Annotated in this window: 21 protein-coding genes; 11 read left to right on the top strand and 10 right to left on the bottom strand. The window is 70.9% G+C overall.

Annotated features, from left to right (window positions below):
• Positions 1 to 38 precede the first annotated feature (38 nt).
• The 6 genes from C1I97_RS00660 to paaI all read right to left on the bottom strand — a co-directional run bounded on the left by C1I97_RS00660 (position 39) and on the right by paaI (position 7389).
• The gene (locus C1I97_RS00660) at positions 39 to 1604 is read right to left on the bottom strand and encodes a 4-hydroxyphenylacetate 3-hydroxylase N-terminal domain-containing protein (protein WP_111001241.1); all 1566 of its coding nucleotides are present in this window, start codon (positions 1602 to 1604) and stop codon (positions 39 to 41) included.
• Positions 1605 to 2020: 416 nt separating this feature from the next.
• Positions 2021 to 2926, bottom strand: a complete 906-nt coding sequence (locus C1I97_RS00655; RefSeq protein WP_111001269.1) for a LysR family transcriptional regulator — start codon at positions 2924 to 2926, stop codon at positions 2021 to 2023.
• A 202-nt stretch (positions 2927 to 3128) separates the two neighbouring features.
• Positions 3129 to 4994 (bottom strand): MFS transporter, encoded by a 1866-nt coding sequence (locus C1I97_RS00650; protein ID WP_111001240.1) that lies wholly within the window; start codon positions 4992 to 4994, stop codon positions 3129 to 3131.
• A complete protein-coding gene (locus C1I97_RS00645) occupies positions 4991 to 5485 on the bottom strand; it encodes a MarR family winged helix-turn-helix transcriptional regulator (protein WP_258382353.1) in 495 nt (164 codons plus the stop codon). Before C1I97_RS00645 ends, C1I97_RS00650 begins: the two co-directional genes overlap by 4 nt.
• A 72-nt stretch (positions 5486 to 5557) precedes the next feature.
• Positions 5558 to 6904, bottom strand: coding sequence for a phenylacetate--CoA ligase PaaK (gene paaK, locus C1I97_RS00640; protein ID WP_111001239.1), 1347 nt, complete (start codon positions 6902 to 6904; stop codon positions 5558 to 5560).
• The gene (gene paaI / locus C1I97_RS00635; protein ID WP_258382352.1) at positions 6901 to 7389 is read right to left on the bottom strand and encodes a hydroxyphenylacetyl-CoA thioesterase PaaI; all 489 of its coding nucleotides are present in this window, start codon (positions 7387 to 7389) and stop codon (positions 6901 to 6903) included. Before paaI ends, paaK begins: the two co-directional genes overlap by 4 nt.
• A 96-nt stretch (positions 7390 to 7485) precedes the next feature.
• Between paaI and paaN the strand changes: the two genes are divergently transcribed.
• The 10 genes from paaN (at position 7486) to C1I97_RS00585 (ending at position 19063) form a co-directional block, all read left to right on the top strand.
• Entirely contained in the window at positions 7486 to 9198 is a 1713-nt protein-coding gene (gene paaN, locus C1I97_RS00630; protein WP_111001237.1) for a phenylacetic acid degradation protein PaaN, read from the top strand.
• The gene (locus C1I97_RS00625; RefSeq protein WP_111001236.1) at positions 9191 to 10414 is read left to right on the top strand and encodes a thiolase family protein; all 1224 of its coding nucleotides are present in this window, start codon (positions 9191 to 9193) and stop codon (positions 10412 to 10414) included. The genes paaN and C1I97_RS00625 overlap by 8 nt, the downstream gene beginning before the upstream one ends.
• A gap of 17 nt (positions 10415 to 10431) precedes the next feature.
• A complete protein-coding gene (locus C1I97_RS00620) occupies positions 10432 to 11214 on the top strand; it encodes an enoyl-CoA hydratase/isomerase family protein (protein ID WP_111001267.1) in 783 nt (260 codons plus the stop codon).
• Positions 11211 to 12071: a 3-hydroxyacyl-CoA dehydrogenase family protein gene (locus C1I97_RS00615; protein ID WP_111001235.1), complete on the top strand. Its 861-nt coding sequence runs from the start codon at positions 11211 to 11213 to the stop codon at positions 12069 to 12071. The genes C1I97_RS00620 and C1I97_RS00615 overlap by 4 nt, the downstream gene beginning before the upstream one ends.
• A 133-nt stretch (positions 12072 to 12204) precedes the next feature.
• Entirely contained in the window at positions 12205 to 13218 is a 1014-nt protein-coding gene (paaA, locus tag C1I97_RS00610) for a 1,2-phenylacetyl-CoA epoxidase subunit PaaA (RefSeq protein WP_111001234.1), read from the top strand.
• Entirely contained in the window at positions 13215 to 13517 is a 303-nt protein-coding gene (gene paaB / locus C1I97_RS00605; RefSeq protein ID WP_073947825.1) for a 1,2-phenylacetyl-CoA epoxidase subunit PaaB, read from the top strand. The genes paaA and paaB overlap by 4 nt, the downstream gene beginning before the upstream one ends.
• Positions 13518 to 13529: 12 nt before the next feature.
• A complete protein-coding gene (paaC, locus tag C1I97_RS00600) occupies positions 13530 to 14396 on the top strand; it encodes a 1,2-phenylacetyl-CoA epoxidase subunit PaaC (protein ID WP_111001233.1) in 867 nt (288 codons plus the stop codon).
• Positions 14390 to 14902, top strand: coding sequence for a 1,2-phenylacetyl-CoA epoxidase subunit PaaD (gene paaD / locus C1I97_RS00595; RefSeq protein ID WP_111001232.1), 513 nt, complete (start codon positions 14390 to 14392; stop codon positions 14900 to 14902). Before paaC ends, paaD begins: the two co-directional genes overlap by 7 nt.
• Positions 14902 to 16023: a 1,2-phenylacetyl-CoA epoxidase subunit PaaE gene (gene paaE / locus C1I97_RS00590; protein WP_111001231.1), complete on the top strand. Its 1122-nt coding sequence runs from the start codon at positions 14902 to 14904 to the stop codon at positions 16021 to 16023. The genes paaD and paaE overlap by 1 nt, the downstream gene beginning before the upstream one ends.
• 613 nt (positions 16024 to 16636) lie before the next feature.
• Positions 16637 to 19063 carry a lamin tail domain-containing protein gene (locus tag C1I97_RS00585; RefSeq protein WP_111001230.1) on the top strand — a complete coding sequence of 809 codons (2427 nt, stop codon included), beginning with the start codon at positions 16637 to 16639 and terminating at the stop codon, positions 19061 to 19063.
• 83 nt (positions 19064 to 19146) lie between these two features.
• Here the strand turns inward: C1I97_RS00585 and C1I97_RS00580 are convergent, their stop codons facing one another.
• The 4 genes from C1I97_RS00580 to C1I97_RS00560 all read right to left on the bottom strand — a co-directional run bounded on the left by C1I97_RS00580 (position 19147) and on the right by C1I97_RS00560 (position 23254).
• Complete coding sequence (locus C1I97_RS00580) at positions 19147 to 20712, bottom strand: adenosine deaminase family protein (RefSeq protein WP_181446492.1); 1566 nt, start codon at positions 20710 to 20712, stop codon at positions 19147 to 19149.
• A gap of 626 nt (positions 20713 to 21338) precedes the next feature.
• Positions 21339 to 22046 carry an SDR family NAD(P)-dependent oxidoreductase gene (locus C1I97_RS00575; protein ID WP_111001228.1) on the bottom strand — a complete coding sequence of 236 codons (708 nt, stop codon included), beginning with the start codon at positions 22044 to 22046 and terminating at the stop codon, positions 21339 to 21341.
• Positions 22047 to 22500: 454 nt separating this feature from the next.
• Positions 22501 to 23034 carry a DUF488 domain-containing protein gene (locus C1I97_RS00565; RefSeq protein ID WP_111001226.1) on the bottom strand — a complete coding sequence of 178 codons (534 nt, stop codon included), beginning with the start codon at positions 23032 to 23034 and terminating at the stop codon, positions 22501 to 22503.
• A gap of 4 nt (positions 23035 to 23038) precedes the next feature.
• The gene (locus C1I97_RS00560; protein ID WP_111001225.1) at positions 23039 to 23254 is read right to left on the bottom strand and encodes a DUF2945 domain-containing protein; all 216 of its coding nucleotides are present in this window, start codon (positions 23252 to 23254) and stop codon (positions 23039 to 23041) included.
• Between the two features lie 163 nt (positions 23255 to 23417).
• Here C1I97_RS00560 and C1I97_RS00555 point away from each other — a divergent pair, with 163 nt between their 5' ends.
• Positions 23418 to 24896 (top strand): glutamate-cysteine ligase family protein, encoded by a 1479-nt coding sequence (locus C1I97_RS00555; RefSeq protein WP_111001224.1) that lies wholly within the window; start codon positions 23418 to 23420, stop codon positions 24894 to 24896.
• Positions 24897 to 25025 lie beyond the last annotated feature (129 nt).

Genomic DNA, 25025 nt, shown 5'->3' with positions numbered 1-25025 from the left:
TGAGCCTGGGCTCCCGCTCGGCCGGGAGCCGCGGACGGTCAGGCCTTGAGGATGCTGACGTCGTCCGGACCCTTCAGGTCCGGCACGGTCCAGCCGTCCAGGTCGTACTCGTCCATGGCGCTCTGCGCGAAGTCCCTGCAGTAGTCGAGGAGGCCGCTGCCCCGGGCGCCGAACAGGTTGGTCTGACGCGTCACGTCGTTGCTGCCGATGTAGTTGATCTCGTACAGCTCGTGGCGGGCTCCGAACTCGGTGCCGATGGAGTCCCAGAGCATCTTCATGACCTTGACGCGCTCCTCGGCGTCGATGCCTCCCGTACCGCGCAGGTAGGTGTCCAGGTAGCCGCGGATCTCGGGGGTCTTGAAGTCGTTCGCGTGGGAGTTGAGGTAGATCAGGCCGCTGGCCACGACCTGCTCGATGATGTTCTTGATCTTCGGCATGGCCAGCTGGTTCATCACGCGGTAGGCGCCGGCGAACTGCGGGTCGGGCTGGATCATGCCGCCCTTCCACGGCACCGCGCTCTTGGCCATCGCGTCCGACAGCGCCCAGAACGTGTTGCGCCAGGCGATGACCTCGCCGAGCTGGGACATGACACCGTGGAACTGGCCTGCTCCGGTGACGTCGAGGGCGCGGGACAGCATGCCGACCAGGAAGTCCATCTTGACGGCGAACCGGGTGCAGCCGTGCAGCGAGGCGCGCTCCAGATAGCCCGAGTGGATGTTGTACTTGTTGGCCTGCTCCAGGTCGTTGTAGATGAACGCGTTCTCCCAGGGGACGAACACGTTGTCCAGGACCAGGATCGCGTCGTTCTCGTCCAGGCGGCTCGACAGCGGGTAGTCGAACGGGCTGCCCAGCACCGCCGCGCGGTACTCGTTGGAGGTACGGCAGATCAGCTTCACGCCGGGAGCGTTGGTGGGCGTGATGAACACCGGCGAGAAGGCCGGGTCCTGCACGGCGACCTGGCCCACGTGACCGACGAAGGTGTAGTGCGTCAGGGCCGATCCGGTGGCCACCACCTTGGCACCCGTGACGTAGAAGCCGGCGTCGGTCTCCTTGGTGACCCGGATGAACACGTCCTTGCCCGCGTCCGCACCGAGACCGCGGTCGACCGGGGGGTTCATGATGGCGTGGTTGATGTACCACGTCTTCTCCTGGGCCTTGCGGTACCAGGCGCGCGCGTTGTCCTCGAACCCGCGGTAGAACTCGGCGTTGGCGCCGAGGGTGCCGAGGAAACAGCCCTTGTAGTCGGGGGAGCGGCCCATCCAGCCCCAGGCGATCCTCTGCCACTCGGCGATGGCGTCGCGGGAGGCCACCTGCTCCTCGACGCTCTTCGGCGCCTGGTAGAAGCGGTGGGTGAAGCCTCCCCACTCCGTGGGCGCGGTGAGGATGTCCTTGCGCGCCGGATCGTGCAGGGCGTCGTACATGCGCGCGATCATGCGGGCGGAGTTACGGAAGGCGGGGTGTTCGGCGATGTTCTCCACCCGCTCCCCGTAGATCCAGACCTCGCGGCCGTCGTTGAGGCTCTCGAGATATTCATCTCCGGTAAAAGGGAGGTGATCACGGCCGGCAGGCTTGTGTGCCGACTGATTCGCGTTTCCCGTCGTCATTGACCGAGGCCCCTTCTTCATCGTGCGCAGAACCGGGTCGAGCCCTCGGTTCGTGCAGCCCATACGAAAGCAGCGATCGCACGAGGTTTTCCCTCTTCGATCCGAAGCTGCCCACGCCTTCGAATTGCCGGGAAGACTGGCACGGCCGTATGACGCAGGGGAAGAGAGGCGGGAGGAAATCAACGGCGCTCGGCTCCGGTCGACGGCCGGCCCGTCAACCGGAGCACGACCCGGAAACCGCCTCTGAACAGGTGTTTTGAACGTTGAGGCGGATACCGGCGCCAGCGGACGCGCACCCGAATGTGATGCACGTCACACGGAATTCATCGCAGTTCATGGAACTGTTCACTTGACTTCCCCCTCCCTTTCCATACAGGGCACAATGGAGGGGCATAAAGTTTTGTGTATGGCTCTGCTCACCGTCCGAGCGCGCGGCGATGCTCGGCGACGATTCGAGTCGCTTGCAGCCACCGCTCCATCAATGGGGTGATCTCGGCCCCGCGCTTCCACAGGAGCGTTGCCTGCATGGGCCTGAGCCATCGCGGAGGATCGAGGAGGGCGACCGCATCGCTCTTGCCGGCCATGCGCTCGGTCACGGGGGCGACGCCCAGTCCCGCGGCGACGAAAGCGAGTGCGGTCTGTGGCGTGGAGACCTCGAGGACTTCGAAGGATTCGTCGGCCGCCAAGGCTTTCTCCGCAGCGTCGGGCATGCCCGAGAAAGCGGGAATCGGGGATGGGAGAATCCAGCGGCCCCACCCTTTGCCGTCAGGGTGATGTTCCTTCGCGCGATATTTCGGCACGGCAAGCTTGATGTCGATCTCGATAATGGGAGACCAGTCGCAGATGTCCGCGACGAACCCGGCGAACTGCGCGGGGGCGAACGGGACACAACCCATGTCCAATCCACCGCTCTGAATTCCCTGAACAATGACATCGGGAGTGACGTCGGCCAGGCTCACATGCGCGCTGGGAACCTGTTCGAGGAACTCCGCCAGGACGTCGGCGATGATTTCGTTGATGACCATGGGCTCCACGCCGACGTGCAGATCTCCGACCGCGCCCTCGCCCATCAGCTTCAGCGTCTCGACGGCTCGGTTCCGGTCGGCCACCAGGCGCTCGCCCTTGGACAGAAGGTACAGCCCGGCCTTGGTGGGATTGACGCCTTTCGCTGTCCGCTCCAGGAGACGCACCCCCAACTCCCGTTCCAGTTTCGCGACGGCGTGGCTCACCGGCGGCTGTGTCATGTTGAGATTCTTGGCGGCCTGTGAAACGGAACCCGCTTCGACGACGGCCTTGAAGTACTCGAGTTGACGAAAGTCCATGGTCCTCACCTTTCATGACTCATGAGGAATGTCAACGATCAGGCAGGTCGGGCTCGCCCTGCCTGGCATGGCCGAAATAAACGCAGTGGACCCACTGCGCGTTTTCCCGCTCAGGGCATGGGCGCGAGAGCGCGGGCCGGCGGTGATCCTCCGGCCCGCGCAGGAAAGGGTTGCGGAAAGGACGACGGCGGCTCGTCGGCGGCTATGTGCCGTTGTGCTGCTGCCGGCGGTCACCGTCCCCGCGGCGCACGTCGGCCCGGCCGCACGCACCGCCCGGGTGCGGGGCCGGTGCGCGGACGGCGACGGCCGGCCGCGCGGAGGGCTCGGCGGCGGGCGCCGTGGGCGTCCTGCCGTCGCGTCCGCGGACCAGTGAGGCGGCCGCGGCGGCCAGGGACATGGCGATGGCCAGGGAGAAGACCACGACGAGGCCGTCGTGGAACGGCTGCGCGACGAGGTGGGGGAAGAACTCGCGCCCGGTCAGGTGGGCCTGCGCGGACGGGGAGAGGGGGGCGAGGATCGTCGGGCCCAGCAGGTGCTGGATCGGGTTGTAGCCCAGGAAGGCGGCGAACAGGACGCCCACCGGTGGCAGTACGGCGACGGTGTGCGCGGCCCCGGCCGGGACGCCCTGGGCGGTCAGGCCGGAGGTCAGGGTGTGCGGCAGGGTGCCGGAGAGCCCGGCCACCATGAGCGAGAAGAAGACGCCCATGGACAGCACCATGCCGGCGTTCTGGAAGGTGGCGCGCATGCCGGAGGCCGCGCCGCGGGCGTCGGCGGGCACGCTCGACATGATGATCGCGGTGTTCGGGGCGGCGAACAGACCGCCGCCGAGACCGTTGAGGAGGATCAGCGCCGCGAAGATCCCGTACGAGAAGTCGCCGGGCAGGACGAGCAGTCCGGCGAACGACACGGCCATCACCACGAAGCCGGCCGCGGCGAACAGGTGCGCACCGAACTTGTCGGACAGCACGCCGGCGACAGGGCCGGCCAGCAGGAAACCGATGGTCAGCGGCAGCATGTAGATGCCGGCCCACAGCGGGGTGTCCGCGTAGTCGTAGCCGTGCAGGGGCAGCCAGATGCCCTGCAGCCAGATGATGAGCATGAACTGCAGTCCGCCCCGGGCGATGGCGCCCAGGAGGGTGGCCGCGTTGCCGCCCGCGAAGGCCGCGTCGCGGAACAGGCGCAGCGGGAACATCGGCTCGGGGACCTTCAGCTCGACGAGGCAGAAGACCGCGAGCATCACCGCGCCGCCGATCAGTCCGGCCAGGACCCAGGGGTTGGTCCAGCCCATGGTGTGGCCGCCGTAGGGCTGGATACCGTAGGTGATCCCGGCGAGCAGCGCCGTCAGACCGGCCGCGAAGGTGATGTTGCCCCACCAGTCCATGCGTCCCGGCGTACGGACGCCGGTCTCGCGCAGTGACCTGTACGCCCACACGGTGCCGGCCAGGCCGATGGGTACGTTGACCCAGAAGACGGAGCGCCAGTTCCACGTCACGAGGAACCCGCCCAGCACCAGGCCGATGAACGACCCGGCGATGCCGGCCACCATGTTCACGCCGAGGGCCATGCCGCGCTGCCGTGCGGGGAAGGCGTCGGTGAGGATGGCCGCGGAGTTGGCCATCAGCATCGAGCCGCCGACCGCCTGGGCGATGCGCCAGCCGATCAGCCACAGGGCGCCGCCCGCGCCGTGGAAGGGGTCGAGGGAGAGGATGACGGAGGTGAGCGTGAAGATCAGGAAGCCGGCGTTGTAGATGCGGACCCGGCCCAGCATGTCGCCGAGCCGGCCGAGGGCGACCACCAGCACCGCGGTGACCAGCATGTAGCCCATCAGGATCCACAGCAGGTAGCTGACGTTGGCGGGCTGGAGCGGGTCGAGCCGGATCCCGGTGAAGATGCCGGGGAGCGAGATCAGCACGATCGAGCTGTTGATGGTGGCGAGCAGCATGCCCAGCGTGGTGTTGGTCAGTGCGACCCACTTGTAGCGCGGGTGGTCCACGCCGATCCAGGTCCTGCGCTCGCGGTGCCCGGCGGCGGCGCCGCCCGGTGTGCGGCCGTGCTGCCCGGTGGTCATCGCGTGCCCCCGGTGCTGTGCTGCGCGGCCGGTGGACGCGGCTGCGCGTCGTCCTCGAGCACGCGTCGCACGAGCGGCAGGGCGGTCCGCATCGCCGCTCCCAGTTCCCGTTGCTGCTCCACGGGCAGGCCGGCCAGCAACTCCGCCAGGCGGGCGTCGCGCGCCCGCCTGCGCTCGGTGAGTACGTCGCGGCCGGCGTCCGTGACGGCGACGAGGGTGACCCGCCCGTCGCCGGGGTCACCGACGCGCGCCACCAGACCCTGGCGTTCCAGACGCTGCACCAGCTGGGTCATCGACGGCTGGGTGACGCCCTCCGCCGCCGCGAGCGCGGTGAGCCGGGCCGGGCCCTCGCGCTCCAGGCGGGCCAGGGTCGAGGCGGCGGTGAAGCTCATGCCGCGCCGGTCCGTCACGGCCCTGATCACGGCGGAAGCCACCTCGGCCAGGGCATGGGCGGTTGTCTGCGGGTCGTTCTCCCGGTGCGTTCCCTCCACGGCCCCCAGTATCACGCGCCTATATAGGCGGGCCTATGAAAATCCCGGTAAGAAAACCCCGTGAAGCGGCCGTCATCCCTGGCGCAGATCCCTGACCCGGCGAATCTTGCCGACGGAGCGCTCCAGGGTCTCCGGCTCGACCACGCAGACCTCGATGCTGACGCCGACCGAGTCCTTCACGCCCTTGGTGATGGCCTTGGCGGCTGCCTCGCGCTGGTCCGGGCCGGCGCCGGGGCGGGCCTCGATGTGGACCGTCATGTGGTCCATGCGGCCGCGCTGGGTCAGCTGGATCTGGAAGTGCGGGGCGACGCCCGGCACGCCCAGGACCACTTCCTCGATCTGGCTGGGGAAGACGTTCACACCGCGCAGGATGATCATGTCGTCGCTGCGGCCGGTGATCTTCTCCATGCGGCGGAAGGCGGGCCGTGCGGTGCCGGGCAGCAGGCGTGTGAGGTCACGGGTGCGGTAGCGGATGATCGGCAGGGCTTCCTTGGCCAGCGAGGTGAAGACCAGCTCGCCGCTCTCCCCCTCGGGCAGGACCTCGCCGGTGAGCGGGTCGACGACCTCGGGGTAGAAGTAGTCCTCCCAGACGTGCAGGCCGTCCTTGGTCTCCACGCACTCCTGCGCCACGCCCGGGCCCATGACCTCGGACAGGCCGTAGATGTCGACGGCGTGGATGTCCATGCGCTCCTCGATCTCGCGGCGCATGGCCTCCGTCCAGGGTTCGGCGCCGAAGATGCCGACCTTCAGGGAGCTGGTGCGCGGGTCGATGCCCTGCCGCTCGAACTCGTCGAGCAGGGTGAGCATGTAGGAGGGCGTGACCATGATGATCTCGGGCTGGAAGTCCCGGATGATCTGCACCTGGCGCGCGGTCATGCCGCCCGAGGCGGGGATCACGGTGCATCCGGCCCGTTCGGCACCGTAGTGCGCGCCGAGGCCGCCGGTGAACAGGCCGTAGCCGTAGGAGATGTGGACCTTGTGGCCCGGCCGGCCGCCGGCGGCGCGGATGGAGCGGGCGACGGCGTCGGCCCACATCGACAGGTCGTTCTCGGTGTAGCCCACGACGGTGGGGCGGCCGGTGGTGCCGCTGGAGGCGTGGACGCGCCGGACCTCGGACATGGGGACGGCGAACATGCCGAAGGGGTAGGTGTCGCGCAGATCGGCCTTGGTGGTGAAGGGGAAGCGGGCCAGGTCCTCGAGGGAGCGGCAGTCCTCGGGCTTCACTCCGGCCTCGTCGAACTTCCTGCGGTACTGCTCGACGTTGTCGTAGGCGTGCCGCAGGGTCGCCTGGAGCCGGCTGAGCTGCAGTTCGCGAAGCTGCTCGCGGGTCAGGCGCTCTCCACTGTCCAGCAGCGCGTCCGGGAGGGGCTGCCCCAGCCGGAGCCCCTGTTCCACCGGGGCCGTCAGTTCGCTGCTCATTGCGACTCCTTCGTCTTCTCGCTCCGCAGGCTGCGGCTGCGTCCGCGGAACTCCGCGATCACTTCGCCGACCGCCCGTCGCCCGCCACCACCCTCGACAGCCCGCGCTTCGCGCGGGCTGTCGTCGATACGCCGGACGCTCACGTCGTAGATCCCGCTGCGGCCGTACCGGGTGCGTTCGCGGGCGGTCGCCTCGAGGACGTCGCCCTCGTGGGCCGGGGCGATGAAGTCGATGTCGGCCGCGGCGGCGACCGTCACGGGGCCGTGGCTGTTGCAGGCGCAGGCGAACGCGGTGTCGGCGAGCAGGAAGAGATAGCCGCCGTGGGCGATCCGGTGCCCGTTGACCATCGCCGGCGTCACGGTCATCCGCACCACGGCGGTCCCTTCGCCGTGGTGCACCAGCTCGATGCCGAGACTCCGCGAAGCCTGGTCCGCGGCGAACATCGTCTCCACCGGACCGGGGTCCACGCCAGTGGCCTGCGTCACGTTTTCCACCACCTTGTGTACCGACCGAACATTCGGTTAGCGTCGGCAAAGCCAAGTAATTCAAGCTTCGCCACTGCCTGTCAAGAGGTGGACCGCATGCCACACGCCACTCCCGAGCCCGTCGATTTCTTCGCCCGCCACCGAGAACTGCTGGACAAGGCCGTCGCGGCCACCGCGAGCCGGGACCACTGGACGCCGTATCCGGAGTCGCCCAGCAGGTCGGTGTACGGCGAGGAGGCCGCGAAGCTCGGCGAGGCCGCCTTCCGGGACCAGTTGGGCAAGCCGTTCGAGCTGCCCGGGCACCCCGGGGACGGGACCGTGCGGGCCACCGAGACCTCTCCCTACGGCTTCGCGCTCGGGATCAGCTACCCCCGTGTGACGCCCGAGGAGGCCGTGGCAGCCGCAAAGGCGGCCACCGGCACCTGGCGCGCGGCGGGCCCCGACGTACGGGCCGGAGTCGCCGCCGAGATCCTGGCCCGGCTGAACGCCGCGAGTTTCGAGAACGCGCACGCCGTGCAGCACACCACCGGCCAGGCCTTCGTCATGGCGTTCCAGGCGGGCGGCCCGCACGCGCAGGACCGCGGCCTGGAGGCCGTCGCCTACGCCTGGGCCGAGCAGAAGCGGCACCCGGCCTCGGCCCGCTGGACCAAGCCGCAGCGCAAGGGCGGGGCGCTGGTCATGGACAAGAAGTTCACCCCGGTCGGCCGTGGTGTCTCGCTGCTGATCGCCTGCAACACCTTCCCGACGTGGAACGGCTATCCGGGCCTGTTCGCCAGCCTGGTCACCGGCAACCCGGTCGTGGTCAAGCCGCATCCGGGCGCCGTGCTGCCGCTGGCGCTCACCGTGCGGACCGCCCGCGAGGTCCTGGCCGAGGCGGGTTTCGATCCCAACCTCGTGATTTTGGCCGCCGAGGAGCCCGGCGAGCGGACCGCGGGCCTCCTCGCGCTCCACCCCGACGTCCGCGTCATCGACTTCACCGGCTCCACGGAGTTCGGCGACTGGCTGGAGACCAACGCCCGCCAGGCCGCCGTGTACACCGAGAAGGCGGGCCTGAACACGGTCGTCCTGGACTCCACCGACGACTACCGCGGGCTGCTGGGCAACCTCGCGTTCTCGCTGTCCCTGTACAGCGGGCAGATGTGCACCACCCCGCAGAACCTGCTGATCCCCCGCGCGGGCATCGCCACCGACCAGGGCGTGAAGAGCCCCGACGAGTTCGCCGCGGACCTGGGCGCCGCGCTGGACAAGCTGCTGGGCGATCCGGCGCGTGCGGCCGGCACGCTCGGCGCGATCGTCAACGACGGGGTGCTCGAGCGTCTGGAGAAGGCGGCGGCGCTGGACGGCGTCGCGCATCCCTCGCAGCCCGTCGAACACCCCGAGTACCCGCGGGCCGTCGTCCGTACGCCGCTGGTCGCGCGCCTGGACGCGGAGGCGGACGAGGAGACGTACACCCGCGAGTGGTTCGGGCCCGTCTCCTTCGTCATCGCCACCGACTCCACCGAGCACAGCCTGCGGGTCTTCCGTGACACGGTGCGCGCCCACGGTGCGCTCACCGCCGCGGTGCACTCCACCCGTGAGGAGGTCCTCGCCGCGGCCGAGTCGGCGGCCCTGGACGCGGGGGTGCACCTGTCGGAGAACCTCACGGGCGGGGTCTTCGTCAACCAGTCCGCGGCGTTCAGCGACTTCCACGGCAGCGCCGCCAACCCCGCGGCCAGCGCCACCCTGTCCGACCCCGCGTTCGTCACGGGCCGCTTCGCGACGCTGCAGTCGCGCCGCCCCGTCGTCCCCCAGGAGGGTACCCATGCCTGACGAGGTCTTTCTCATCGACGGGGCCCGCACCCCGCAGGGCCGCTACGGCGGCGCCCTGGCCTCCGTACGCCCCGATGACCTGGCCGCCCTGGTGGTCGGTGAGGCCGTCCGCCGCGCCGCGATCCCGGCCGAGGCCGTGGACGAGGTCATCCTGGGCGCGGCGAACCAGGCCGGCGAGGACAACCGCGACGTGGCGCGCATGGCCGTGCTGCTCGCCGGGCTTCCGCACACGGTGCCCGGCTACACGGTCAACCGGCTGTGCGCCTCGGGCCTGACCGCGGTCGCCTCCGCGGCCCAGGCGATCCGGTCCGGGGAGGCCGATCTGGTCGTCGCGGGCGGCGTGGAGTCGATGACCCGGGCCCCGTGGGTCATGGAGAAGCCGGGCACCCCCTGGTCCAAGCCGGGCGAGGTGCACGACACGTCCCTGGGCTGGCGCTTCACCAACCCGCGCTTCGCCGCCGCCGACCGCGCGGTGCCCGCCGGCGCGGGCCCCGAGACGGTGAAGGTGACCCTGTCGATGGGCGAGACGGCCGAGGAGGTCGCCGCGCTCGACGGCATCACCCGCGCCGACTCCGACGCCTTCGCGCTGCGCAGCCACCGGCGTGCCGTCGCCGCGCAGGAGGCCGGGCACTTCGACCGCGAGATCGTTCCGGTCCCGGTGAAGGACGGCCTCGTGGAGCGCGACGAGGGGCCGCGCCCGTCGACGACGCCGGAGAAGCTGGCCTCCTTGCGCACGATCTTCCGCAAGGACGGCATCGTCACCGCGGGTTCGTCCTCGCCGCTGTCCGACGGGGCCGCGGCCCTGGTGGTGGCGAGCGCGGCGGCCGTCGAGCGGTACGGGCTCACGCCACGTGCCCGGGTCGTGACGTCCGCCTCGGCCGGGGTGCAGCCCAACGTCATGGGCCTCGGGCCGGTCCCCGCCACGCAGAAGGCGCTCGCCCGCGCCGGCTGGCAGACCGCCGATCTGGACGCCGTCGAGCTCAACGAGGCCTTCGCCGCGCAGGCGCTGGCGGTCGTCCGCCGGCTCAAGCTCGACGAGGACAAGGTCAACGCCGACGGCGGCGCCATCGCGCTCGGCCACCCGCTGGGCTGCTCGGGCGCCCGTATCCTCCTCACACTGCTGGGCCGCCTGGAGCGCGAGGACGCCCGCCGTGGCCTGGCCACGCTGTGCGTGGGCGTCGGGCAGGGCATGGCGATGCTGGTGGAGCGGGTATGAGTGACGCTCCGAACGACATGACGAACGACACGGCGAGTGACACGACGAGTGACACGGCGTACGAGACGCTGCTCGTCGAGGAGCGCGAGGACCGGGTCGTGGTCACCCTGCACCGCCCCGAGGCGCGCAACGCCATCAGCGGGCTGATGATCCGCGAACTGCACGCGGTCTGCGACCTGCTGGAAGACGATCCGAAGCTGCTGCTGCTCACCGGCCACGGCAACGTCTTCGCGGGCGGCGCCGACATCGCGGAGCTGCTGCGGCGCGGCCGGGACGAGGCGCTGCAGGGGATCAACAGCCGTCTGTTCGAGCGGGTACGCAGGCTGCCCATGCCGACGGTGGCCGCCGTCGACGGCTGGGCCCTGGGCGGCGGCGCCGAGTTGTCGTACGCCTGCGACATCCGTATCGCCGGCCCCGATGCCGTCTTCGGCAATCCGGAGCCGGGGCTCGGCATCCTGGCGGCGGCCGGGGCCTGCTGGCGGCTTTCGGAGCTGGTCGGCGAGTCGGTCGCCAAGCAGGTGCTGCTCGCCGGACGGAATCTGGACGCGCGGGCGGCTCTGGCGGCGGGCCTCGTCATCGACGTCGTGCCCGCGGAGAAGCTGCTCGACGAGGCGCACGCGCTGCTGGACCGCATGGCGCGTTCCTCGGCCACGGCGCTGCGCCTGACCAAGCTCGTCGTCGACGCGCCGGGCGCGCATCCGGTCGCCGACGACCTGGCGCAGGCCGTGCTCTTCGAGGGCCGGGACAAGCAGGACCGTATGACGCGTTTCCTGGCGAGGAAGAACAGGAGCAAGGCATGAGCAGTCCGACCGCGCCCGCCGTCGTCGGTGTGATCGGCGGCGGCCGGATGGGGGCCGGCATCGCGCAGTCGTTCGCGGCGATCGGCTCGTCCGTGACCGTCGTGGAGAGCGGGGCGCAGGCCGCCGCCGCGGCGCTGGACCGGGTCGCCACCGGGCTGCGGCGGGCCGCCGAGCGCGGCAAGCTCGCCGAGCCCGCCGAGCAGGTGCTCGGCCGGGTCACGACCGTGGAGTCCGTGGAGGGGCTGCCGCCGGATGCCGGACTGGTCGTCGAGGCCGTTCCCGAGGACGCCGCCCTCAAGGCCCGGGTGCTCGCCGCGACGGAACAGGCTGTGGACGCCACGACCGTGCTGGCCACCAACACCAGCTCGCTGTCGGTGACCGAACTGGCCTCGGCGCTGAAGGCGCCGGGCCGCTTCCTGGGCATGCACTTCTTCAACCCCGTGCCCGCCTCCGAACTGGTCGAGGTCGTCGTCGCACCGGACACCTCGCCCGAGGTCGTGCGGGCCGCGCTGGCCTGGACCCGGGCGCTCGGCAAGAAGGACGTCGTCGTCAGGGACTCCCCCGGTTTCGCCAGCAGCCGGCTCGGCCTGGCGCTCGGCCTGGAGGCGATCCGCATGGTCGAGGACGGGGTCGCCGAGCCGGAGGCCATCGACGACGCGATGAGCCTCGGCTACAAGCACCCGATGGGTCCGCTGCGCCTGACCGACCTGGTGGGGCTGGATGTGCGCCTGGCCATCGCCGAATACCTGCACGCCACCCTCGGGGAGCGGTTCGCCCCGCCGCAGCTGCTGCGCGACAAGGTCGCCCGGGGCGAGCTGGGCCGCAAGTCGGGGCAGGGGTTCTACACCTGGCAGTGACCTCGCCGGGAGCGGCCGGGGCGGAGCCGGGCACCGTACCGGAGTGTGAGGCGGTGCCCAGGGGGTTGCCGGAGCCGCCGAAATTCGACAGACTATGTACCGAACGAACGGTCGGTTGGGGAGCTGGTTATCGATGACCACGTCACAGGGCGCTCAGTCGGGCGACGACGGTGCGGAGCGGCGGCTCCAGGAGCAGTTCGACGCGACGATCGCGAAGGACCAGCGAATCGAGCCCCGGGACTGGATGCCCGAGGGCTACCGCAGGACGCTGATCCGGCAGATCGCGCAGCACGCCCACTCGGAGATCATCGGCATGCAGCCGGAGGGCGAGTGGATCACCAGGGCGCCCTCGCTGCGCCGCAAGGCCATCCTCTTCGCGAAGGTCCAGGACGAGGCCGGACACGGCCTGTACCTGTACTCGGCGGCCGAGACCCTGGGCGCCGACCGCGCGGACCTCACCGAGCGCCTCATCGAGGGCCGGCAGAAGTACTCGTCGATCTTCAACTACCCGACGCCGACCTTCGCCGACGTCGGCGTGATCGGCTGGTTCGTCGACGGCGCGGCGATCTGCAACCAGGTGCCGCTGTGCCGCAGCTCCTACGGTCCGTACGCCCGCTCGATGGTGCGGATCTGCAAGGAGGAGTCGTTCCACCAGCGGCAGGGCTACGAGCTGCTGATGACGATGATGCGCGGCACCGACGCCCAGCGCGAGATGGTGCAGGACGCGGTGAACCGCTGGTGGTGGCCGTCCCTGATGATGTTCGGCCCGCCCGACGGCGACTCCCCCAACTCCGCGGCCTCGATGGCCTGGAAGATCAAGCGGCACAGCAACGACGAACTGCGCCGGCGCTTCGTCGACATGACCGTCCCGCAGGCCGCCAAGCTGGGCGTCACCCTGCCCGACCCCGAGCTGCGCTGGAACGAGGAGCGCGGCCACCACGACTTCGGCACCCCCGACTGGTCCGAGCTCAAGCGCGTGATCAGCGGCGACGGCCCCTGCAACGAGCAGCGCGTCGCACGGCGGCGGGCCGCCCACGAGGAGGGCGCCTGGGTGCGCGAGGCGGCGACCGCCCACGCGGCCAAGCGGGCCGCCCGGTCCGCGCGGGCCCAGGAAGCGCAGAACACCCAGGAAGGAACGGCGGCATGAGCAACACCGAGGGCACGAAGAACGGCTGGCCGCTGTACGAGGTCTTCGTCCGCGGCAAGCGCGGCCTGAACCACGTCCACGTCGGCTCCCTGCACGCAGCCGACGACGCGATGGCGCTCAGCCACGCCCGCGACCTGTACACCCGGCGCAACGAGGGCGTGAGCATCTGGGTGGTCCGCTCGGAGCACATAGCCGCCTCCACACGCGACGAGAAGGACCCCTTCTTCGCCCCCAGCGCCGACAAGGTCTACCGCCACCCCACCTTCTACGACATCCCCGACGATGTCCCCCACATCTAGGAGCAGGACGACATGAGCGACGTCACCGACGACCACGTCTACCTGTCCCTGGTCGAGGACCACGGGGACTCGGACGCCCGCTGGGCCTTCGGCACCGGGTTCGAGGACCCGCTGCACGGCGTCGACACCACCGTGCCGGCCGCGGTCGACGCCGCCGAGCTGGCCGCGTGCTGCCTGGCCCTCGGCGACGACGCCCTGGTCGGCGCGCAGCGCCTGGCCCAGTGGTGCACCCGGGCCCCGGAGCTGGAGGAGGAGGTGGCCCTGGCCAACATAGGCCTCGACCTGCTCGGCCAGGCACGGCTGCTGTACGCGCGCGCCGGGCAGGTGGACGGCAGCGGCCGGGGCGAGGACGCCTACGCCTACTTCCGCGACGCGGAGGACTTCCGCAACGTCCGGCTCGCCGAACTCCCCAACGGCGACTTCGCGTTCTCCATCACCCGGCTGCTGGTCCTGTCCTGCTGGCGCCTGGCCGTCTTCCAGCGGCTCGCGGCCACCGCACCGGACCCGGTCCTGAAGGCCATCGCGGCCAAGGGGGTCAACGAACTCGCCTACCACCGCCAGTTCGCGGCCGACTGGGCGGTGCGCCTGGGCGACGGCACCGAGGAGTCCCACCGGCGGATGCGGGCCGCCCTGGCCGGCATCGCCCCGTACACGGCCGAACTCTTCGCGTCCCGGCCGGGATTCGGCGTCGACCCGGCGAACGTGCGGGAGGAGACGACGGCCGTGCTCCAGCAGGTCCTCGACGCCGCCGGGCTGGAGCTGCCCGAGGCCGGGGCCCTGCCCGGACAGGGCAGGGAGGGCGACCACACCGAGCACCTGGCCCCCCTGCTGGCCGAGCTGCAGAGCGTGGCCCGCGCCCACCCGGAGGCGACATGGTGACCACCCTGGACGAGCGGCGCGCCCGGCGCGTGGCCGAGCAGGTCCCGGACCCGGAGCTGCCGATGCTCACCCTGGCCGACCTCGGCGTCCTGCGCGACGTCGAGGTGAGGCAGGACGGCACGGTCGTCGCGGACCTGACCCCCACCTACTCGGGCTGTCCCGCGATGGCGGAGATGCGCGCCGACGTCGCCGCGCGGCTGCGGGCGGCCGGCTTCGCGCGGGTGGAGATCCGTACGGTGCTCGACCCGCCGTGGACGACGGACTGGATCACGCCCGAGGGCCGCCGCAGGCTCGCCGAGGCCGGCATCGCGCCGCCCGGTGCCGCGCCCCGGCGCACCGGCGGGCCCGTGCCGCTTCAGCTGTCGGCCACGCGCCGCGCCGTGGCGTGTCCCCGCTGCGGGTCGTCGGACACCGAGGAGACGTCCCGCTTCTCCGCCACTTCCTGCAAGGCCCTGTGGCGCTGCCGCAGCTGCCTGGAGCCGTTCGAGTACGTCAAGGAGATCTGATGGGCCCGACCCCCACGACGGCGGACACCCCCGTGTCCGCCGCCCCCGCGCGCCCGCGGCGCCGTCCGGCCTTCCATCCGCTGCGGGTCGCCGCGGTGCAGCCGCTGTGCGACGACGCGGCCGCCATCAGCTTCGACATACCCGACGAGCTGGCGGAGGAGTTCGCCCACCGGCCCGGCCAGTCGCTCACCCTGCGCCGCGAGATCGACGGCCGCGACGAGCGCCGCTCGTACTCCATCTGCTCCCCCGTCGGCTCCTGCCCCCGCATAGGTGTGCGGGTCGTGCCCGGTGGCCTGTTCTCCTCCTGGCTGGTCCACGAGGTACGCCCCGGGGACACGGTCGAGGTGATGGCGCCCACCGGTGTCTTCACCCCCGACCTCGCCGAACCGGGCCACCACGTCCTGATAGCCGCCGGCTCCGGCATCACCCCGATGCTGTCCATAGCCGAGTCCGTGCTGGCCGCGGACACCCGCTCCCGGGTCACGCTCTTCTACGGCAACCGCCGCACCGACACGGTGATGTTCGCCGACGAACTCGCGGACCTGAAGGACCTCTACCCCACCCGCTTCCAGCTCGGACACGTGCTGTCCCGCGAGCCGCGCGAGGCCGAACTGCTGTCGGGGCGCCTGGACGCCGAGCGCCTCGCCGCCCTCATCGACGGTCTCGTGGACGTGCGCGGCGCGGACCACTGGTGGCTGTGCGGCCCGCACGGCATGGTCCGTGACGCGCAGAAGCTCCTCGGGGACCTCGGCGTCCCGGAGGACCGCGTCCACCAGGAACTGTTCTTCGCCGACGACGAGCCGATCCGCACCGTCCGCCACGAGGACGCCGCCGCGGACGGCCCGGTCAGCCAGGTCACCATCACCCTCGACGGCCGCTCCACCACCTCCCCGCTCTCCCGTGAGACGACGATCCTGGACGGGGCGACCCGGGTGCGCCCCGACATGCCGTTCGCCTGCAAGGGCGGCGTGTGCGGCACCTGCCGTGCCCTGGTCACCGACGGCGAGGCCGACATGCGCCGCAACTACGCGCTCGAACCCTCCGAGGTCGACGCCGGATACGTACTGACCTGCCAGACGTTCCCCGTCTCCGAGAAGCTGACCGTCGACTTCGACAGCTGAGTGCACCTTCGACAGCCGAGTGCACCTGAGTACGGCTGAGGGCTGAGGCACGCCGTCCGCCGGTGCGGCCGGAGGACGTCCTCCTCCGGTACGGCGACCTGGTCGATTACGGCGACCTGGTCGAACGCGCCGGGTCCGTTCCGCCGGCAGGCGGCCGGTCATGGCCCGGCAGGAGACGGCGCGACCGAAGACGGCCGGGATCCCGGCCCGGGGAGCGCCACGGCGGTCGGTCGCCTCGAGCACGAGGGCACACGCCCGTTGCGGCCGAGACCGTGGGAGACGGGGGAGGAACCGGTGCCGTGGATCAGGCGCCGCACCCCTCAAAGGGGTGCGGCGCCCGCCTTCGTCGTGCCGCGGTGACACCACGGACCCGGCCGTTTCCGGGCGGGCGGGAAAACAGCCCGTGTGGACGCGCGGGACACGGCACGCGGACCGCAGGGCGTCCCCCTGCCGGACGGTCGTTCCGGCGAACAGTGCGGAAACACTTGCGTCTTGGTCCGCCCCACACCTTGTTGCAGGCAATCTACGCGCGTATCTTTCCACGAGTCGTCGCCACCTCCCACGGCTTTTGTCGCGTCGTTCTCTCATCGACTCCCCTACGAAAGAGCCCCACGTGTCTCCACGCATACCGCTCGCCCTGCGCGGCAGAGGTGTCAAGGCCGGCCTCATCGCGCTTCCCCTCGGCATCGCCGGATCACTGATCGCCCTTCCCCTCACCGCCCAGGCGGCACCGTCGCCGGACGCCGTCATCTCCGAGGTCTACGGCGGCGGTGGCAACTCCGGCGCCCCCCTCACCCACGACTTCATCGAGCTCGGCAACGCCGGCACGGCGCCGTTCGACCTGAGCGGCTGGTCCGTGCAATACCTCAGCGGCTCGCCCACCGCCACTACCAAGTGGCAGGTCACGCCGCTGACGGGAACCATTCCCGCGGGCGGCAACTACCTGGTCCAGGAGGCCAAGGGCTCCGCGGGCGACACCGCCCTGCCGACGCCCGACGCCACCGGCACCATCGCCATGTCGGCGACCAGCGGCACCGTCGCGCTGGTCCACTCGACCACCGCGCTCACCTGCCTGACCGCCGCCGACTGTGCGGCGGACGGCACCGTCAAGGACCTGGTGGGCTTCGGCACCGCCGTGGTGCGCGAGGGCAGCCCCGCCACCGGGGCCGGCAACACCACCTCCGTCTCGCGCGACGCCGCCCTCACCGACACGGACGACAACGCGGCCGACTTCACCGGCTCCGCGCCCAGCCCGCGCAACAGCACCGGGGGCGGCTCCGGCGACCCGTCGCCCTCCCCCACCCCCTCGCCCACCGACACCGCACCGGGCAGCCTGCGCATCCACGACATCCAGGGCACCACCCGGACCTCCCCGTACAACGGCAAGACCGTCACCCATGTGCCCGGCGTGGTGACCGGCGTGCGCAGCACCGGCACCAAGGGCTACTGGATCCAGGACCCGGACCCGGACGGGAACCCGGCCACCAGCGAGGCCGTCTTCGTCTACACCGGCTCCGCCACGCCCTTGGTCAAGGTCGGCGACTCGGTGCTCGTCTCGGGCAAGGTCAGCGAGTACTACCCCGGCGGCCAGAGCAGCGGCTCGCAGTCCGTCACCGAACTGACCGGCCCCAAGGACGTCGTCCTGTCCGCCGGCAACCCGCTGCCGGCCGCGGAGGCCGTCGACGCGGCCACGCTGCCCGACGCCTACGCCCCGCAGACCCCGGGCGGAAGCATCGAGTCCCTGGAACTGAAGCCCGACACCTACGCGTTGGACTGGCTGGAGTCCCATGAGGGCATGCTGGTGCAGATCGGCGACTCCCGCGTCGTGGGCGCCTCCAACGCGTACAACGAGACGTGGATCACCACCAAGCCGAAGCAGAACCCGACCCCTCGCGGCGGCACCGTCCTGACCGGCTACGACAACCCCAACTCCGGGCGGCTGCTGGTCGCCTCACTGACCGGCGACAAGCTGAAGGCCGACGTCGGGGACACCCTCACCGGTACGACCGCGGGCCTGCTGGACTACGGCAACTACGGCGGCTACAGCATCCAGGCGACCAGGCTCGGCACGACCGTACCGGGCGGGCTGACTCCGGACGTGGCGAAGCCGGGCAAGTCCAACGAGCTGTCCGTCGCCACGTACAACGTCGAGAACCTCTCCCCGGCGGACTCCAAGAGCAAGTTCGACCGGCTGGCCCAGGGCGTCGTCAAGAACCTGGCCGCCCCGGACATCGTGAGCCTGGAGGAGATCCAGGACAACAACGGGCCCACGGACGACGGCACGGTCGCGGCCGACAAGACCGTCGCCAAGTTCGTCGACGCCATCAAGGCGGCGGGCGGCCCGGCGTACGACTGGCGCTCCATCGACCCGGTCAACGGCCTGGACGGCGGCCAGCCCGGCGGCAACATCCGCATCGTCTTCCTCTTCGACCCCCAGCGCGTGAGCTTCGTGGACCGGCAGGGCGGCGACTCCGGCACGGCCGTCGAGGCCGTCCGCGACGGCAAGAAGGGGGTGCGGCTCTCGGTCTCGCCGGGCAGGATCAACCCCGCCTCGGACACCTGGAAGAGCAGCCGCAAGCCGCTGGTCGGTGAGTTCACCTTCCGCGGTGAGCAGGTCTTCGTGGTGGGCAACCACTTCAACTCCAAGGGCGGCGACCAGCCGGCGCACGGCGTCTTCCAGCCGCCGACGCTCGGCTCCGAGACCCAGCGCACGGCCCAGGCCAAGGAGGTCAACGGCTTCGTCTCCTCCCTGCTGGCCCTGGACAAGAAGGCCAAGGTCGTCGTCCTGGGCGACCTGAACGACTACCAGTTCTCCAAGCCGCTGGCCACGTTGACCTCCGGCGGAGTCCTGACGGACCTGATCAACACGCTGCCCGTGAACGAGCGGTACAGCTACGTCTACGACGGCAACTCCCAGACGCTGGACCACATCCTCGTCTCGCCCGCCATCAAGAAGCCCCACTACGAGATCGTCCACATCAACGCCGAGTTCTCCGACCAGGTCAGCGACCACGACCCGCAGGTGGTCCGGTTCAAGTAACCACTCCTTCCCGGTGACCGGCCCCCGGCTTCGGCCCCCTCTCGCGGGGTGCCGGGGCCGGGGGCCGCGCATACGGCGGTGTCTCAGCGCGCCGCGCGCGCGTGCGTCCGCTCGAAGACGCCGAAGGCGGTCTCCTGCCGCCACTCCAGCTCCGCCTTCCGGCTGCTCGCCAGCAGACGGCGGCAGTCCGGTGCCCGGACGGGCAGACCGGGGCGCTCACCTCGGCAGGCCGCGACGAGGTGGTAGCCCTGGGCCGTGGGATTGCCCTGCCACAGGCCCTCGCCCGGCACGAACGCGTACTCCAGCGAGGCGCGGGCCAGGTCCTTCAGCTCGGGGTAGCCCAGACCGTAGGTGCCGGCCGCGTACTCGTACTCGTGGCTGATGTCGGTCCGGGACACGCCGGGGTCGTCGGTGGCCAGGACGACCGGGACGCCGTAGCGGCGGTAGGTGGTGAAGGGATGCTCGGCCCCCTTGACCCCGAGGATCTGGGCGTTGCTGGTGAACGGCACTTCGACGGCGACCTGGCGGGCGGCCATCGTACGGGCCGTCCGCTGCCAGTCGTCCTCGTGGACGAGGTCGACGCCGTGCCCGACGCGCTCGGTGCGGGCGACGCCGACGGCCTCCTCAATGTGGAACTTCAGGTCCGCCGGTTTGACCAGGCCGGGCCACAACTCGCCCGCGTGCAGGGTGACGTGGGCCTTCGGGTACTGGGTGCGCAGATAGCCGACCATGCGCATCTGCAGGCTGTAGTCGCGCAGCGCGCTGTCCCCGTCCTCGGGCTGGACGAGGTTGACCGCGACGAAGCGCGGGTCCTTCTCGGCCAGCCGCATTCCCAGCGCCAGCTGTGTGAAGACCCGCTCCGGGGCGCTGCCGCGGGATGCCTGGGAGATCCAGCGGACGGTGAGCCGGCAGCCCGGCCGCGGCTGCCCGGTGCCGCAGCGTTCGGTGGCCCGGAACTCGGCGTCGCCGTCGTCGGCCTCCCTGCGGGCCTCGGCCACCAGTTCGTCCAGCTTCCCGCCCGCCACCAGCTTCCGGTGCAGGGCGGCGAGGTCGTCGTCCCAGCCGACCTCGGCGGCCAGTTGCCGGGCGCCGTCGGACGCGGGGGTGACCATGGTCTCCAGGTAGAACTGGTTCTGGCCCACGACGCCGTCGGCGACCTCGGCGAGCAGCCTGCCCCGGTGCCGCCAGGTCACCTCACCGAACTTCCCGAAGGTGTCGAAGAAGTGGTCATGGCCACTCCGGCCGGGCGGGAAGTCCTCCATGGACCAGGCGCGCACCAGCGCTTCGTGGAAGGCGCGGTCGGTACGGGCATCGGCGGCGGGGCGCGTACCGGTCCCGCACGGCGGGGTGACGGCGGTCATCGTCGCGGTGGTGACGCACAGCCCGTCCTCGGCGGCCAGTTCGACGAGGTACTCCGTGGACACCGCGCCGGAGAGGTGGTTGTGCAGGTCTCCGCCCTTGGGCAGCCGCACGAAGAAATCCCGCAGCAGCCCGGGGCGGCCGCGCACCGAGTCCAGGTACGCGTCGGTCCCGGCCTCGGCGGCCGTCGCCTTCCTCGATGCGGGCACGGCGGGAGTGCCCTGCCCGGCGGCCGGCTGTGCGGCGGCGGGCAGGGCGGACAGCAGGGACAGGGCACCGAGGGTGCCCATGGCGGCCGGAACGAACCGGCGGCGTACGGTACTTCGGCGTTTCGAGCTCACCCGGGCATGATCAGGGGACGGTCGTACGCCGAATCGATTCTCTCGGGCGAACGGCTCCCGCACAGCACCCGATCGGCCGACACGGACGTACAGGACGCGCCTGCCCGACGCCCGTGCAGTCGATCACGAAGTAGGCCGTCAGCTGTTCGGTCGCCCCCGTCGGTCCCTCCCCGCTCCACCGAGTCACCGTCGTGCCCTCCGGGTGGGCCGGTCCGGCTCCGTTCAGCATCTCGCCGGTGCCCGTCAGATCCTGATCGCAGAGAGGGGAAGGCGCGGCTGCTCTGTCTCTCGGCGTTCTCTCGGAGTATTCACGTGGTTGCCAAACGCATCCTGTACCAGCCGCACGACGGACCTTCCCTCCACCCCGCTGCCCGGACTCCTCCCGGAGATCAGCGTCACCGTGGGCGTCAGCGACGCCGGGGTGGACTCCTCTTGCGCCGGGGAACAAGGGGGCCCGGACCATGGCCCGAGGACTGGGTGCAGAGCCCCACCGTGAAACGCGGTCCGCCAGGCGTAGGAATTCCTCATACCGTCGTCGGGCGGTTCCCGGCTCGGCCGGGCGCGGCGCCGGCGGACTACCAGGGGAGGCGACCCGTGACGTCGAAGTAACCTCCGGTGGGACCGTCGGGGCTCGTCTGCGCCATGCGGACGATGATCTCGGCACCTTCCTCGACCGTCTGCGTACCCGTGTGACGGTTGAGGTCCGTCGCCGTGTATCCGGGCTCCACCGCGTTGATCCGCATCCGCGGAAACGCCTTCGCGTACTGCACAGTGATCATGTTGACCGCGGCCTTCGACGCGGGGTAGGCGACCCCCGGGTAGGCGTGTGCCGGTGTGTCCGGGTCGGTGAGCCGGGTCAGCGACGCCAGGCCGCTGCTGACGTTGACCACGACCGGGTTGGCGGAGCGTTGCAGCAGAGGCAGGAACGCGTGGGTGACGCGCACCACGCCGAAGACGTTGGTCTCGAACACCGTCCGCATCGCCTCGGCGGTCACCTCCTCGGCTCCGATCACGCCTCCGTCCGGTGACCGTGCTTCCACGCCGGCGTTGTTGACCAGCACGTCCAGTCCGCCGTCGGCCTCGACGGCTTTCGCCGCGGCGGCGACGGAGGCGTCGTCGGTGACGTCGATGCGCACCATGCGCGCGCCGAGCCGTTCGGTGGCGCGACGCCCGCGCTGGAGGTCCCGGCTGCCGACGTAGACGGTGTGGCCGGCGGCGACAAGGCGGCGGGCGGTCTCGAATCCGAGCCCCTTGTTGGCTCCGGTGATCAGGGTTGTCGTCATATCTCCAGGGTCCGGGCGGGGACCGCGGTCGGCCAGTCGTCCTCTCATCCGGGGCTCGGCCTCCCCTCGATGCACATCAGGGCTTCCCGGCCCCACCATCACCTCGACTCCCCCTGTTCACCGACGCTTCGAAGACTTCGAGCGTCCCAAGCAGTACGCCCTTGTCGGCACAGGAGTTGCGGATGAGCCACGGTCACAGACACGGCCACGGTCCGCCTTTCCGGGAATCGGCGATGCCGACCGCCGGGAAGCCGTCGCACCGTGCCCACGCGCCGGAGAGCGGACGGCGGCGGGAACCGGGGGTTCCCGCCGTCCGGGAGGCGACCTGCCGCCTCCGCTCGAAGCGCGGTCTGCCGCGCCGCCGGACCGTGCCGTGGCCCGGCATCGCCGGACCGGCCCGCATCGTCCGCGTGCCGGGCCGGCCGTCGGCACGCATCACGAAGCCGGTCCAGGGCTACCCGGCGGCCGGGACCGGGTAGGTCAACCGCCCGCCCCGGACGCGTGCGTGCTCGTGCAAAGTGGCGGGCTTCGTCGTCGTGGGCGACATGATGTGCACGACCTCCACGCCTGCGACGATCAGCGCGTCGGTGATCAGCCGGCGATGGCAGCGCCACGGCACCGCCTCACTGCACATGATCGCCGGCCGTTCACGCTCTGCCAGTTCGAGCAGTTCGTTCAGGCCCTCCGCGAACGCGTCCGTCGCCATGTAGTCGGCGTAATCGCGGAACGCCTTGACGCGCCACGCCCCGTTCGCGCTCGGCGTGCCCTCGGGGGTGTGCCGACGGCCGCCCAGTTCCCGGATCCACCGGTATCCGATGTCGGCGGGCAGCGCATCGACGATCGCCGGCCGGTTCCACTGCGGGAACTTCCTCGACGAGGGGAAGGAGCGGACATCGACCAGATGAGTGACGTCGTTGTTCCGCAACATCGTCAGCATCTCGTCGAAGTCGCGGGTCGAGTGTCCCACCGTACAGATGCGGTTCGCCATCCTCCTACCTCTGCAGTCTCGTCAGCGCACCCCCCTTGTGCATGGCGACATGGCCGGTCTTGTCGCTCCTGATCTCGTACTGGGGGTCTTCCTCGGTGCACCGGCGCATGTGCCCCTTGTACTCCACGTCCTTCGTGTGCTTCTTGACGACGACTCCCTCCACGTACCCCGCTTCGGAGTTCCACCGCACGTGGTCACCCACGGAGAACCGCTCTGCCATCCCGGCTCCCTTCGCCCTTTCCCACGGTCACGGCATCACGCCCCGGGGCACTCACCCGGCCGGCCCCCCTGCGGTGCCCATCCTCTCCCCGCCTGGTCAGGTTCGCCCGGTGGTGCGACGCTGGGGAGGTGAGGTGTCCCTGGAGGGAAATCCGGGAGGGCCGATGGGGCGTGACGTCCCGGCTATGGTCTTCACCCGAGAGGACCGCCGCCGGTACCGGAACAAGATGAAGGAGTGCCTCGAGGCGTTCGCGCAGATGCTGCGCGAGTCGCGGTTCGAGTCCGAGCGGCCCCAGGTCGGGCTGGAGATCGAGCTGAACCTGGTCGACGGCGAGGCGGAGCCGGCGATGCGCAACAGCGATGTGCTCGAGGCGATCGCGGATCCCGCCTGGTCCACGGAACTGGGCCGGTTCAACCTCGAGATCAACATTCCGCCCCGCCGGCTGACGGCGGGCGGCCCCGACGCCTGGGAGTCCGAGATCCGCGCCGCGCTGAACCACGCGGAGCAGCGCGCGCGGTCGGTCGGCGCGCATCTGATCATGATCGGTATCCTTCCCACGCTGCGGCAGGAGGACGTCGGCGAGGCCGCGCTGTCGGAGAACCCGCGCTACCGGCTGCTCAACGACCAGGTCTTCGCGGCCCGGGGCGAGGACCTGCGCATCGAGGTGGACGGCGACGACCGGCTGCGGACCTACGCGGACACGATCACCCCGGAGGCCGCGTGCACCAGCACCCAGTTCCACCTCCAGGTGTCCCCGGAGGAGTTCGCCGGCTACTGGAACGCGGCGCAGGCGATCGCCGGTGTCCAGGTCGCGCTGGCGGCGAACTCTCCGTTCCTGTTCGGCAAGGAGCTGTGGCACGAGACCCGTATCCCGCTGTTCGAGCAGGCCACCGACACCCGCCCGCAGGAGATCAAGATGCAGGGGGTGCGGCCCCGGGTGTGGTTCGGGGAGCGGTGGATCAACAGCGTCTTCGACCTCTTCGAGGAGAACCTGCGCTACTTCCCGGCGCTGCTGCCCCTGTGCGACGAGCAGAGCCCCGCGGAGACGCTGGACCGCGGCGACGTCCCCGAGCTGAGCGAGCTGACCCTGCACAACGGCACCATCTACCGCTGGAACCGCCCGGTCTACGCCATCGCCCACGACAAACCGCACCTGCGGGTGGAGAACCGTGTACTGCCCGCCGGCCCGACCGTCGCCGACACCCTCGCCAGCGGAGCCTTCTACTACGGGCTCACCCGCGCCCTGGTGGAGGAGGACCGGCCGGTGTGGTCCCGGATGTCCTTCTCGGCCGCCGAGGACAACCTGCACACGGCGGCCCGGCACGGCATCGAGGCACGGCTGTACTGGCCCGGGATGGGCGAGGTGCCGGTGCCCGAACTCGTCCTGCGGCGGCTGCTGCCGCTGGCGCACCGGGGGCTGGAGCGCTCCGGCATGGACGATGCCTGGCGGGAGCCGCTGCTCGGCATCATCGAGCAGCGGTGCGTCACCGGCCGCAACGGAGCGGTCTGGCAGAAGGAGATGTTCCACCACCTCGACGACACCACCCACGTCGGCCGCCACGAGGCCCTGCGGCGCATGACGCGGATGTACAGCGACTACATGCACCTCAACGCCCCGGTCCACACCTGGCCGGTCGACTGAGTGGTCCGGTCGCCTGCCGGACCCCCGCCGGGTCGGTGGGGGTCCGCATCAGGGCGGGACCGACGGCGCTCGTCGCGGTCCGCGCCCCCGGCTTCCCGGTTGCGCGGCGACCGCCGCCCCTGCCCGCGC

It is taken from the genome of Streptomyces sp. NTH33 (assembly GCF_003236365.1).
Classification (GTDB): domain Bacteria; phylum Actinomycetota; class Actinomycetes; order Streptomycetales; family Streptomycetaceae; genus Streptomyces.
Note: the sequence above shows the minus strand (reverse complement) of the source record. Positions and strands in the feature narration are given on the sequence as shown.

Bases quoted from the DNA above. Each gene is read 5' to 3' on its own strand.
- C1I97_RS00625 (WP_111001236.1), top strand. From the start codon at position 9,191: ATGCCTGACGAGGTCTTTCTCATCGACGGGGCCCGCACCCCGCAGGGC.
- C1I97_RS00560 (WP_111001225.1), bottom strand. From the start codon at position 23,254: ATGGCAGAGCGGTTCTCCGTGGGTGACCACGTGCGGTGGAACTCCGAA.
- C1I97_RS00660 (WP_111001241.1), bottom strand. From the start codon at position 1,604: ATGACGACGGGAAACGCGAATCAGTCGGCACACAAGCCTGCCGGCCGT.
- paaK (WP_111001239.1), bottom strand. From the start codon at position 6,904: ATGAGCAGCGAACTGACGGCCCCGGTGGAACAGGGGCTCCGGCTGGGG.
- paaD (WP_111001232.1), top strand. From the start codon at position 14,390: ATGGTGACCACCCTGGACGAGCGGCGCGCCCGGCGCGTGGCCGAGCAG.
- paaE (WP_111001231.1), top strand. From the start codon at position 14,902: ATGGGCCCGACCCCCACGACGGCGGACACCCCCGTGTCCGCCGCCCCC.
- paaA (WP_111001234.1), top strand. From the start codon at position 12,205: ATGACCACGTCACAGGGCGCTCAGTCGGGCGACGACGGTGCGGAGCGG.
- C1I97_RS00655 (WP_111001269.1), bottom strand. From the start codon at position 2,926: ATGGACTTTCGTCAACTCGAGTACTTCAAGGCCGTCGTCGAAGCGGGT.
- paaB (WP_073947825.1), top strand. From the start codon at position 13,215: ATGAGCAACACCGAGGGCACGAAGAACGGCTGGCCGCTGTACGAGGTC.
- C1I97_RS00615 (WP_111001235.1), top strand. From the start codon at position 11,211: ATGAGCAGTCCGACCGCGCCCGCCGTCGTCGGTGTGATCGGCGGCGGC.
- C1I97_RS00580 (WP_181446492.1), bottom strand. From the start codon at position 20,712: ATGGGCACCCTCGGTGCCCTGTCCCTGCTGTCCGCCCTGCCCGCCGCC.
- C1I97_RS00620 (WP_111001267.1), top strand. From the start codon at position 10,432: ATGACGAACGACACGGCGAGTGACACGACGAGTGACACGGCGTACGAG.
- paaN (WP_111001237.1), top strand. From the start codon at position 7,486: ATGCCACACGCCACTCCCGAGCCCGTCGATTTCTTCGCCCGCCACCGA.
- paaC (WP_111001233.1), top strand. From the start codon at position 13,530: ATGAGCGACGTCACCGACGACCACGTCTACCTGTCCCTGGTCGAGGAC.
- C1I97_RS00565 (WP_111001226.1), bottom strand. From the start codon at position 23,034: ATGGCGAACCGCATCTGTACGGTGGGACACTCGACCCGCGACTTCGAC.
- C1I97_RS00555 (WP_111001224.1), top strand. From the start codon at position 23,418: ATGGGGCGTGACGTCCCGGCTATGGTCTTCACCCGAGAGGACCGCCGC.
- C1I97_RS00650 (WP_111001240.1), bottom strand. From the start codon at position 4,994: ATGACCACCGGGCAGCACGGCCGCACACCGGGCGGCGCCGCCGCCGGG.
- C1I97_RS00575 (WP_111001228.1), bottom strand. From the start codon at position 22,046: ATGACGACAACCCTGATCACCGGAGCCAACAAGGGGCTCGGATTCGAG.